This window comes from Leifsonia aquatica H1aii, from assembly GCF_000633535.1.
In the GTDB taxonomy this organism is placed as follows: domain Bacteria; phylum Actinomycetota; class Actinomycetes; order Actinomycetales; family Microbacteriaceae; genus Leifsonia; species Leifsonia aquatica_A.
The window spans coordinates 17224-28293 of record NZ_AYMR01000009.1 but is presented as its reverse complement, the minus strand read 5'-3'; the positions used below and the strand labels follow the sequence as shown (position 1 = coordinate 28293).

8 protein-coding genes are annotated in these 11070 nt (G+C 71.4%); 2 read left to right on the top strand and 6 right to left on the bottom strand.

Annotated features, from left to right (window positions below; translation table 11 throughout):
• Window positions 1-18: 18 nt before the first annotated feature.
• From U870_RS23090 to U870_RS0108450, 6 genes are all read right to left on the bottom strand, one after another.
• A complete protein-coding gene (locus tag U870_RS23090) occupies window positions 19-1308 on the bottom strand; it encodes a hypothetical protein (RefSeq protein WP_162819116.1) in 1290 nt (429 codons plus the stop codon).
• 131 nt (window positions 1309-1439) lie between these two features.
• Window positions 1440-3779 (bottom strand): arylsulfatase, encoded by a 2340-nt coding sequence (locus U870_RS0108470; RefSeq protein ID WP_025156968.1) that lies wholly within the window; start codon window positions 3777-3779, stop codon window positions 1440-1442.
• On the bottom strand, window positions 3776-4648 hold the full coding sequence (locus U870_RS0108465) for an ATP-binding cassette domain-containing protein (RefSeq protein WP_025156967.1): 873 nt from the start codon (window positions 4646-4648) through the stop codon (window positions 3776-3778). The genes U870_RS0108470 and U870_RS0108465 overlap by 4 nt, the downstream gene beginning before the upstream one ends.
• A complete protein-coding gene (locus U870_RS0108460) occupies window positions 4645-6504 on the bottom strand; it encodes a dipeptide/oligopeptide/nickel ABC transporter permease/ATP-binding protein (RefSeq protein WP_025156966.1) in 1860 nt (619 codons plus the stop codon). Before U870_RS0108460 ends, U870_RS0108465 begins: the two co-directional genes overlap by 4 nt.
• On the bottom strand, window positions 6501-7442 hold the full coding sequence (locus U870_RS0108455; protein ID WP_025156965.1) for an ABC transporter permease: 942 nt from the start codon (window positions 7440-7442) through the stop codon (window positions 6501-6503). The genes U870_RS0108460 and U870_RS0108455 overlap by 4 nt, the downstream gene beginning before the upstream one ends.
• 82 nt (window positions 7443-7524) lie before the next feature.
• Entirely contained in the window at window positions 7525-9048 is a 1524-nt protein-coding gene (locus U870_RS0108450; protein WP_025156964.1) for an ABC transporter substrate-binding protein, read from the bottom strand.
• A 301-nt stretch (window positions 9049-9349) separates the two neighbouring features.
• On the opposite strand from U870_RS0108450, the gene hpaH reads away from it, so the two are divergent.
• A complete protein-coding gene (hpaH, locus tag U870_RS0108445; protein ID WP_025156963.1) occupies window positions 9350-10135 on the top strand; it encodes a 2-oxo-hept-4-ene-1,7-dioate hydratase in 786 nt (261 codons plus the stop codon).
• On the top strand, window positions 10120-10932 hold the full coding sequence (locus U870_RS0108440; protein ID WP_025156962.1) for an HpcH/HpaI aldolase family protein: 813 nt from the start codon (window positions 10120-10122) through the stop codon (window positions 10930-10932). The genes hpaH and U870_RS0108440 overlap by 16 nt, the downstream gene beginning before the upstream one ends.
• Window positions 10933-11070 lie beyond the last annotated feature (138 nt).

The following is an 11070-nucleotide window of genomic DNA, read 5'->3' as shown; positions in this document are numbered from 1 at the left end:
CCGCGGGGCTCCCCGCCCCTACCGCGCGGAGCGACCGCGGCGCGCGCGCAGCACCAGCAGCACCGCCCCGCCCGCGAGCAGCACGACGGCCACGCCGACGATGATCCACGGGACGCTGGATCCGGTCGCGGCCAGTTCGGCCGCGGGGACGGCCGGGTCGGCGGCGGGTGCCACGACCGGCGCGACCGTCACCGCCGCGGTGCCCGCGACGGCGGCGCCGTCGACGACGATCTGCACCGGGAAGGAGCCGGCGCGCTGGCTGTTCGCCAGAACGAAGGAGAACGTCGCGGCCCCGGCGGCGTCGGTGCTGCCGGAGAAGACGGTCGTGCCGTCGAAGGTCGCGGTGAAGGCGAGACCGACGGGCAGGCCCGTGACCGACACCGGGACGGTGGCACCGGGGTGCACGGCGGCCGCGGACGCGGTGGTCGTCGCGACGGGCGAGAACGACCAGGTGAAGGTCACCTCGGCGATACCCGGGTTCCCGGGGTTCGCGGACGCGGTCAGGCCCGGCGCGAGGTAGCCTGAGCCGCCGCCGCCGGGAGCGACGACGTCGATGTCCAGGTCGCCGTTGGAGACGTTGCGCATGATGCCGCCCGCGCCGCCGCCTGCGTAGCCGCCGCCACCGGATCCCCCGGTGCGGTCGAAGGCGCCGATCGTGATCGTGCTGCCGACGCCGCCGGAGACGGGGAGACCGCCCGCGGGCGACTGGCCCGCCGTCCCGGGAGCGACACCCGTTCCGCCCGCACCGCCGACGGTGCTGCCGCCGATGCCGTTGGCCGGAAGCGGACCGAACGCCGTACCGGAGCCGCCGGGCGTGACACCGGTCGTGGCGGGTGCGCCGCCGGCGCCGCCCGGGTAGGAGGCGAACACCTGGTCGGGCAGCGTGAGCAGGCCGGCGTAGCCCGCACCGCCGCCCCCGCCGGCGATGGCCAGCGTGCTGCCGTCCGCGGCGATCGAGCTGCCGCCTCCGACGCCGCCGACCCTGTACTGCACCGTCTTGCCTGCATACGACGGGCCCAGGTCGATGGTCGCGCTGCCCCCGGTGCCGCCCGCACCGGCCGGGTCGGGGCTGATCGCGGCCGCGACCTGCGCCCCGGCGCCGCCGTTCACCGTCGCGGTCAGGGAGGAGATCCCGACGGGGAACGTCATCGCGCCCGACGACGGCGTGTCGAAGAAGACGCTGCAGTCCGTGAGGCAGACCGGGCCGGGCACCCCGACCGCGGCGGTCGGCGCGACGGTCAGCAGTGCGGCCGTCGCGGCGGCTCCGAGGACGGACAGGGTGGCGGGGAGGAGGCGGCGTCGGCGCACGGGGATCCTTCGGGTCGGGCTGATGTCTGGTGACGTGATGCGGGAGCCGTCGAACGGGCGGCCCAGCGAGAAGGGCGCGACGGCGGAGAGGGCTCCGGGCACAGCCTAGCCGCCCCGCGGCGCCGACCGGTTCACTCGTAGATGCGCGCCACCGCCCGCTCGATCGGAACGATGATCTCCGGGTTCTCGGGGGCCTTCGCGCCCGGCACGTAGCGCACCCAGCGCAGCTGCCCGTCGAAACGGTCGGAGCCGAGGCGCTCGTGCCGGTCCCAGTCCACCGGACCGCCCCGATCCAGCCCGACGCTGATACCGGTGAACGGCGCCATACCGACCAGTTGGAGCACGGACGGCAGGCTCGCGAGCGGGGTGTCGCCCGCGTCGGCGCTGATCCGCCAGCGCAGCCCGGGCTCCGCGACGAACCGGACGACGACCTCCGTCTCGCCCGCCTCCAGCAGTGCCCCGAGCGGTGCGGAGGCACGATGCATCCGGCCGTACTCGTTGTATGCCAGTTCGAGCATGCGATCGCGCACCGACACCGTGTATCCGCCGCCTTGATCGCCGTGGGCGACGAGGACGCCGGACCCGCTGCCGAGGTCCGCGCGCACGACGATGTCGAAGCTCCGCAGCCGGGTGAGCTTGCCCGACCGGAACCGTTCCAGGGTCGGAGTGCCCGGGTACAGGGTGACGGGACGCTCGAGCTCCAGCTCGGTCGACGGCCGGTGGGTGAAGAGCGAGCCGTCGTCGTTCAACGGGAATACCGTGTTCCACCACGCGGCCCGTCGCCACTCGTCGGCCAGCTCCGCGACGACATCCGGGTGGGCGGCGGCGAGGTCGGCCAGCTCGGTCGGATCGGCGTCGGTGTCGTAGAGGCGCCACTCGGCGTCGGTGTACGGGTCGGACCAGCGGTGGTCGGTCACGATCTTCCACCGCCCCCGGGAGAACGCACGGTTGCCCGCGAACTCGGAGTACTGCTCCTCCCTCGCCGCCGTCGCGCCGCGATCGCGCAGCACGGTGTCGAACGGGCGGCCGTCGGCGTCGGGGCTGAGCGGGACCCCCGCCAACGACAGCAGCGTCTGGCCGAGATCGGTCACGTAGGCGTACTGCGACCGAATGCCGTCGTCGTCCGCCGTGCGCGGCAGACCGCGGGGCCAGGAGACGACGAGCGGCACGCGGATCCCGCCTTCGTAGGTCGCGCCCTTGTAGAGCCGGAACGGGGTGTTGGAGACGCGCGCCCATCCCGCCGGGTAGTGGGCGTGCAGACGTGGACCGCCGATCAGCTCCCGGTCGCGCTCCACGTCGCGCTCCCAGTCGGCCGGCAGCCCGGCGAGCTGCACGAACTGGCTGAAGTAGCTCCGGGTCCCCTCCGGTCCCCCTTCGCCGGTGCCGCCGTTGTCGGAGGCGACCACGACGATCGTGTCGTCGCGTTCGCCGAGCTCCTCCAGGGCGTCCAGCAGCCGGGCGAGGTTCTGGTCCACGTTGTCGACGGCCGCGGCGTAGACCTCCATGTAACGGGCGAAGAGGTCCCGCTGGTCGTCGGTCAGCTCGTCCCAGGGCAGATCGCCCGGGGCCGCCTCCGTCCCGGGCGGGAAGAGGCCGTCGCGCACCTGGCGGGCGAACCGCGCGGAGCGCACGTGGTCCCAGCCGGCTTCGTAGGCTCCTCGGTAGGCGGCGATGTCCTCCGCCTTGGCCTGCAGCGGGCCGTGGACGGCGTGGTGGGCGACGTAGAGGAAGAAGGGTCTCTCCTCGTCCCCGGCGCGCAGGGAGCGCACCATCTCGATCGCGCGATCGGTCAGATCATCGGTCAGGTAGTAGTCGTCCGGCACGTCGTCGACCACGACCGGGCTGTTGTCGCTGACCAGCCGGTGCGGGTGGAAGAGCGTGGTGAAGCCGTCCATCGATCCGTAGTAGCGGTCGAAGCCGCGCTGCAGCGGCCAGGACGACTTGTCGGCGCCGTCGTGCATCTTCGACTCCGTCGTGAGATGCCACTTGCCGACCATGAACGTGGCGTAACCCGACTCGCGGAAGGTCTGCGCGATGGTGGGCACGTCGTCGGCGATCTCCATCACATAGCCCGGGAAGCCGGGGTCGGCGTGCACGACGGAGGCGAACCCTGCCCGGTGCGGGTTGCGCCCGGTCAGCAGAGCCGCGCGGGCGGGCGAGCAGACCGGCGTCGAGTGGTAGTTGGTGAACCGGTAGCCCGTCTCCGCCAGCCGCTGGACGGCCGGAGTGCGGATCTCACTGCCGAACGGGGAGAGGTCGCTGAACCCCAGGTCGTCGAGGAGCACGACGACGACGTTCGGCGCTCCCTCCCGCGCACGCCGGCGTGCGGGCCACGCGGGCACGGACGAGCTGGCGACCTCGGTCGCGACGCCGCCGAACCCCTCGTACCCGCGGGAGGGCAGTCCCCCGCTGCGCGCTCCCGTCCAGTCCGCCGCCGTCCCGTCCGCCGCTGTCCCGTCGGCCGCCGTCACGCCGCCGGCTCCCGCAGCTGCAGCCAGGCCGCCCGGCGCTCGGCCTGCTTGGCCGGGTCCGCGATCGGCGAGGCCGTCAGGAGGCGGCGGGAGTAGGGGTGCTGCGGGTCGCGCGTGATCTGCTCGCCGTCGCCGGTCTCCACGATCTCACCGTGGTACATCACGGCGACGCGATGACAGATCCGGCGCACCACCCCGAGGTCGTGCGAGACGAACAGGTACGAGACCCCGGTGTCGCGCTGCAATTCGATGAACAGGTCGATGATGGTCGCCTGGGTGGTCAGGTCGAGGGCGCTGACGGGCTCGTCGCAGACGATCAGCCGCGGCTTGCGCACGAGCGCACGGGCGATGGCGATCCGCTGGCGCTGGCCGCCGGAGAACTCCTTGGGGTACCGGTCCACCACCGCCACGGGCAGCTTGACCCGGTCGAGCATCTCCTGCACCGTCGCCCGTGCCGCGCGCCGGCCCGCACCCGCGGTGGTGAGCGGCTCGGCGAGGATCTCGCCGATCGTCATCCCCGGGTTGAGCGAGCCGTACGGATCCTGGAACACCACCTGGATGCTCGATGCCAGCGCCCGGCGCTTCGCACCCGCGAGGTGGGTGATGTCGCGCCCGTCGAACGTGATCGTCCCGCTCGTGACGGGGACGAGGCCGAGGATCGCCTTGCCCAGCGTCGACTTCCCGGAGCCGGACTCGCCGACCAGCCCGACGCACTCGCCGGCGCCCACGTCGATCGAGACCTCCTTCAGCGCACGGAAGGACCCGCGGCGCTGACCGTAGTCGACGACCACGTCCGACGCGCGGAGCAGGGGCGCGACGCCGCCGGAAGCCGCGTCGCCGACGGGTGGGGTGGAGGATGCGGCGGTCATGCCAGCACCGCCTTTCGCGTGTCGGGGGCGTCGGGGGCGTCGAGGGCGGCGGCGTCGAGCTGGGCGCGGCTCTCGGCGCCGTCGAGCGAGGCCGCGATGAGCTCGCGGGTGTAGTCGCTGGTCGGTCGGGCGAAGATGCGGTCCACCGCCCCGATCTCGACGATCGCGCCGTCGCGCATCACCACGACGCGGTCGCAGATGTCGGCGACGACACCGAAGTTGTGCGTGACGATGACCAAGGCCATCCGGTACTCCTGCTGCAGCTCGCGCAGCAGCTCCAGCACCTCGGCCTGCACCGTCACGTCGAGCGCGGTCGTCGGCTCGTCGGCGACCAGCACCGACGGCTTGCCCGCGATCGCGCCGGCGATCAGCACCCGCTGGGCCATGCCGCCGGAGAGCTGATGCGGGTAGGACTTCATCACCCGGGGCGGGTCGACGATGCCGACCTTCTCGAGCATCTCCAGCGCTCGCGCCCGCGCTGCGGACCGGGACAGCTTGTGCACGGCGCGCAGCGGCTCGATGAGCTGGTGCCCGACGGTGAACGAGGGGTCGAGGTTCGACATCGGCTCCTGCGGGATGTAACCGACCTCGTGCCCGAGCAGGTGCTGCCGCTCGCGGTGGCCGAGCCGGGTCACGTCGCGTCCGCCGATCCAGATCGCGTCGGCGGTGCACTCGCCGCCGGCGGGCAGCAGGTCCAGGATGCTGAAGACCGTCTGCGACTTGCCGGAACCCGACTCGCCCACGATGCCCAGCACCTCGCCCGGGGCGACGTCGAGGGTGATGCCGTGCACGACCTCCACCTCGCCGCCGTCCGGCGTCGCGTAGCTCACGTGCAGGTTGGAGATCTGCACCGCCGAGTCCCGCGACCGGTGGGCGACCGAGCCGGTCGAGGCGGTCACCGCCGCGGGTTCCGCCGACGCAGAGGCCGAGCCGGACACGGAGGCCCGCGCCCGGCGACGGCGTCGCGCCACCGGCGTCCTCACGGTCACCACGTCGGCGAGCGTCGAGCCGAGCACCGCGAGCGCCGCGATGGTGATCCCGAGGGCGAGCGACGGCCACAGCAGCAGGAGCGGGCTGGTGAGCATGGTGCGGAAGCCCTCGTTCATCATGGCGCCCCAGCCCGGGGTGCGGGCCCCGCCGATGCCGAGGAACTGCAGGCCCGCCTGCATGCCCATCGCCAGGCCGGCCGTGAGGGCGGTCTGGATGATGACCGGCGCGTAGACCGCTTTGACGATGTGCCGCGACAGGATGCGCGCATCGCCCAGTCCCGAGACGCGGGCGGCGTCGACGTACGGCTCGTTGCGCACGGCCAGCACGGTCGAGCGGGTGAGACGGAAGTAGCCGGGCGCCATGAACACGCCGAGCGTGGCCATCAGCACCGTGAAGTCGTTGCGGGTGCCCGCGGCGACGATCAGCAGCATGATCATGGCGGGCACGGCCTGCAGGGCGTCGCTCACCCAGGTGGCGATGCGGTCGAAGGAGCGGCCGAAGTAGCCGGCGGCGAGACCGGCGGGCACGCCGATCACCACGGCGACGAAGATCGTCACGAACGCACCCCAGAGCGTGGACTGGGTGCCCCAGATCAGGCGGCTGAGCACATCCCGGCCGGCGCTGTCGCCGCCGAGCGGGTGCGCCGCGCTGGGCGGGGCCTTCGTGATCGCCAGATCGACGAAGTTCGGGTCGTGCGGGGCCAGCAGCGGGGCGAGCACGGCCACCAGCAGCACGAGCAGCAGGATGGCGGCCGAGACCGCGCCCGCCGGCCGCTTCAGCAGCCGGACGACGGTGGAGCCGCGGCGCGGGGTCCCCGCCGCCGTCGCGGACTGCTGCGGGTCGAGGAGAACGTCGGTCGCCGTCATTGCACACGCGCCTTCGGGTTGATCCAGCCGAGCGCCACGTCGAGGAGGAAGTTCACGATCACGACGAAGATGACCGTGATGACGGTGATGCCGAGCAGGATGGGGATGTCGCCGTTCTGGGAGGAGCCCGAGGTGAGGGCGCCGATCCCCGGCAGGGAGAAGATCTGCTCGACCACGATCGCGCCGCCGAGCAGACCGACGAACATGAGGGCGAGCACCGTGAGGGAGGCCGGCGCCGCGTTGCGCACCAGGTGCACGACCACGCGCGGCTGGGAGAGCCCGCGGCTGCGCAGGGTGCGCACGTAGTCCTGGCCGTTGGCGGCGATGATGGCGTTGCGCAGCTGCTCGGCGATCATGACGATGGCGCCGAGCGAGAGGGCGATGGCCGGCAGGGTGATCGATCGCAGCCAGCCCTCCACGCTCACCGCCGGCTGCACGTAGCCCACGGCCGGGAACCACTTGAGGTTGACGGCGAACCAGATCACGAGGACGAGGCTCACCCAGAAGCCGGGGAGCGCGAACAGGACGACCGAGGCCGCCTTGACGACCTTGTCGAGGATGCTGCCCGGGCGCAGGCCGGCAGCGATGCCGAACAGGGCCCCGAACAGGGCCGAGAGCAGGGTGGCGGCCGTGACGACCGAGAGGGTCACCGGCAGCTTGAGGGCGATCTGTGCGCCGACCGGCTGGAAGTTGCGCCACGAGGTGCCGAAGTCGCCGACGGCGAGATGGCTCGCCCAGTCCCAGAACTGCACCAGGAGCGGCCGGTCCGTGCCGATCTTGGCCGCGAGGGCGGCCTGCTGGGCCGGTGTGGCGGCGCTGCCGAGCAGTCCGGCGGTGGGATCGCCGATCGCGAGGTGGGCGAGGAAGAAGGTGCCGACGGAGACGGCGACCAGGAGGATCACGCCCGAGACGAGCCTCTTGACCGTGAATCTGATCATGTGGGGGTTCCTGTCGATGCCGGTGGGAGCGGTGGAGAGGGGAGGCGGCGGGCCGCGCCGGCTGCGCGGCCCGCCGAGGGGATCACCCCTTGACGGCGATCTGCCGCAGGGTGGGGAACATCATCCCGACCACCGGGGTGACCTGGATGCTCGCGGTGCTGACGTAGCTGTTGTTCGCCTGGTACCAGACGGAGAACCACGCCTTCTCGGTGACGAGCGTGTTGAGGGCCTCGATCTGGGCCTCCTGATCGCTCGGGTCGGCGACGAGCACCTTCTGCACGGCCGCCTGCACGTCGGGGAACTGGTCGACCTCCGGGGTCGGGTTGTACCACTGCGGCAGGTTGATCATCCGCTGGACGGTGGCCACCGGGTTGGCGTCCATCGAGAGGAAGGCGACGAACATCGGGTAGGTCGGGGCGTTCTTCTGGTAGTCCATGTACTGCATGTCGTCCCAGGTGACCGTGATGCCGAGCTCCTTGAAGACCTGGTCGGCCACGGGCTGCCAGACCTGGAAGACCTGGGACATCGGCATGTGCAGCTCGAAGCCGTTCGGGTAGCCGGCCTCCGCCAGCAGCGACTTGGCCTTGCTGATGCTGGTCTTGTACATGTCGTTCAGGGCGGCGACGTTGCCGGGCAGGCCGGCCGGGAAGACCTGGTTGGAGACCTTGCCAGCGCCGTTGCCGACGGACTTCAGGATGCTCGCGCCGTCGAAGGCGTAGTTGAGCGCCTGGCGGACCTTCACGTCACCGAGCGGCTTGAACTTCTCCCCCGCCCGGTCGGTGAACTGCAGGCCGACCCAGCCCGAGACCTTCGCGGCCACGTTCCAGCTGTTCTCGCCGGCCTGCTTGAGGGCGGTGTCGTCCGCGTAGTTGAGGTTGATCTGGCCGGAGAGCATCGCGTTGTCCCGTGCGGTCGCATCCTGGATCGGATAGATCGCGAGCGGGTCGAACGGGAACTGCTTCGCGTCCCAGTGGTTCTTCACCTTGGTGAAGTGGTACTCGGAGCCGGCCACGCTGGTCGAGGCGAGCGTGTACGGGCCGGAGCCGACGGGCTCCTTCGCGAGGGTGCCGGCGGCGATCGCCTTGGGCGCCATCATGTAGCTGCGGCCGATCCCCATGAAGTACAGCAGGGTGTCGTCGCGCTCCTTCAGGTCGAAGCGGACCGTGGTGGGGTCGACCGCCTCGAACTTCTCGACGCTCGCGTAGGCCTCGCCGCTGCGCGCGCCCTGCTTCAGGTAGTCCAGGCTCTTCACGGCGGCGTCCGCGTCGAACGCCTCCCCGTCGGAGAACTTCACGCCGCTGCGGAGGGTGAAGGTGACCGTCTTGTAGTCGTCCGAGACCTTCCATGCTGTGGCGAGGGCCGGAACGGGCTTGCCGTCGCCGTCGACGGCGACCAGCGGGTCGTAGACGGCCGAGAGGTACGGACCGTCGAACCCGATGTCGGCCAGGGAGGGGTCCCAGCTGGTGACGTCGGCGAAGTTGCCGATGTTGAGCGGCCCCCCGGCCGCACCTGTGGTGGATTTCGTGTCGCTTCCCCCGGAGCCGCAGGCGCTGAGCGCCAGGGCGGTCGCGGCGGCCAGGGCCACCGCGATCAATGCCTTCTTCATCTTGTCTTCTCTCGGTTCGCAAGGTGGGTGTGGAACTCGAAACAGCACAGTGGAGACGGTCGTCGACCGGGGTACGGCTGACACTCCGCTGTGTCGTGGCGGTAATTCTACAGTTGTTGACAAGAAAGGCAACTAGCGGAGAAAAACAACGGGAGAAGCCTGACACGACCGGGGTCCAACAGGAAATCCACGCACCGGCGTTGCCGCGGCGCGCACGGCCCCTGACGGTGGCGACCCGGATGATATACGATCCAGACGGGGTCCGAACGGTCCTCCTCCGACGTCGAAGGGAGCGCCCGCGGTGCTCGACACCCCCACGATCCAGGCCATCGCCGACGAGCTCGCGACCGCCGAACGCGACCGCACGACCATCCCCCTGCTCACCGCCCGGTACCCCGGGATGACGGTCGAGGACTCCTACGCGGTGCAGAAGGTCTGGGTCGAGCGCGGACTGTCCGCGGGCCGCAGACTGGTCGGCCGCAAGATCGGGCTCACCTCCAAGGTGATGCAGCAGGCGACCGGCATCACCGAGCCCGACTACGGCGCGATCTTCGCCGACATGGTGCACGAGAGCGGCTCCGTCATCCCCTTCGACCAGTACTCCAACGTGCGCATCGAGGTCGAGCTCGCGTTCGTGCTCGCCCGGCCGCTGGAAGGACCGCACGTCACGCTCTACGACGTGCTCGACGCCACGAAATACGTGGTCCCTGCGCTCGAGATCCTCTCGTCGCGGATCGAGATGCAGGGCCGGACGATCGTCGACACGATCTCGGACAACGCGGCGATGGGCGGCATGGTCGTCGGAGGCCGTCCCGTCGCCGTCGACGCGGTCGACCTGCGCTGGGTCGGCGCCCTGCTCTACCGCAACGAGACCATCGAGGAGTCCGGCGTCGCCGCCGCCGTGCTCGACCACCCCGCCAACGGCGTGGTCTGGCTGGCGAACAAGCTCGCCCAGCACGGATCACGACTGGAGTCCGGGGACATCGTGCTCGCCGGCTCCTTCACCCGCCCGATGTGGGTGGAGCGCGGCGACACCGTCCACGCCGACTACGGAACCCTGGGAGCCGTCACATGCCGATTCGTCTGAACCCCGCACCCACCTTCCGGGATCGCCTGGGCTCCACCGACCGCGTCCAGTACGGGCAGTGGGTGTGCTCCGGCAGCCCCCTGGTCGCGGAGATCGTCGCCGGCAGCGGCACCGACCTGGTCGTGATCGACGGCGAGCACTCCCCGGTCGGACTCGAGTCCGTGCTCGCCCTCCTCCAGGCCGTCGCCGCCTACCCGGTCACCCCCGTGGTGCGCGCGCCGATCGGCGACCCCGTCGTGCTCAAGCAACTGCTCGACCTGGGCGCCCAGAACATCCTCGTGCCGATGGTCGACAGCGCGGAGGAGGCGGCCGCGATGGTCAGCGCCGTGCGCTATCCGCCGCACGGCGTCCGCGGTGTCGGCAGCGCCCTCGCCCGGTCGTCGCGCTGGAGCCGCATCCCGGACTATCTCGCGCGCGCGAACGATCTGGTGTCGTTGACGGTCCAGATCGAGACCGCCGCCGCCGTGGCCGTGGCGCGCGACATCGCGGCGGTGGAGGGCGTGGACGCCCTGCTCGTCGGCCCCGCCGACCTCGCCGCCTCGATGGGACTGCTCGGACAGCAGAACCACCTGGATGTGGTCGCCGCCGTCGAGTCCGTCATCGCGGCGGGACGCGCGGCCGGCACGCCGGTCGGCGTGAACGCGTTCGACCCCGCCACGGCCGACCGATACGCCGAGGCCGGCGCCGCCTACCTGCTGGTCGGCTCCGACGTCACGCTGCTGGCCCGGGCCTCGGAGGGACTCGCCGAACGGTTCGTCCCACGCGACGGCGACGGCGCGGCTCCCGCGAGCTACTGACGTCGGCAGCGGAGGAGATCGCGGCCACATGTCCCGAAACCTCCTCCGCACCCCGCCAACCGCCCCATCGCACCGCCACAGTTCCTCCGTTGCCCCCGGCATCCGTGAACGGCATCCTTGAACGACCTCCGCAGATCG

Bases quoted from the DNA above. Each gene is read 5' to 3' on its own strand.
- U870_RS0108450 (WP_025156964.1), bottom strand. From the start codon at position 9,048: ATGAAGAAGGCATTGATCGCGGTGGCCCTGGCCGCCGCGACCGCCCTG.
- U870_RS0108460 (WP_025156966.1), bottom strand. From the start codon at position 6,504: ATGACGGCGACCGACGTTCTCCTCGACCCGCAGCAGTCCGCGACGGCG.
- U870_RS0108440 (WP_025156962.1), top strand. From the start codon at position 10,120: ATGCCGATTCGTCTGAACCCCGCACCCACCTTCCGGGATCGCCTGGGC.
- U870_RS0108465 (WP_025156967.1), bottom strand. From the start codon at position 4,648: ATGACCGCCGCATCCTCCACCCCACCCGTCGGCGACGCGGCTTCCGGC.
- U870_RS0108455 (WP_025156965.1), bottom strand. From the start codon at position 7,442: ATGATCAGATTCACGGTCAAGAGGCTCGTCTCGGGCGTGATCCTCCTG.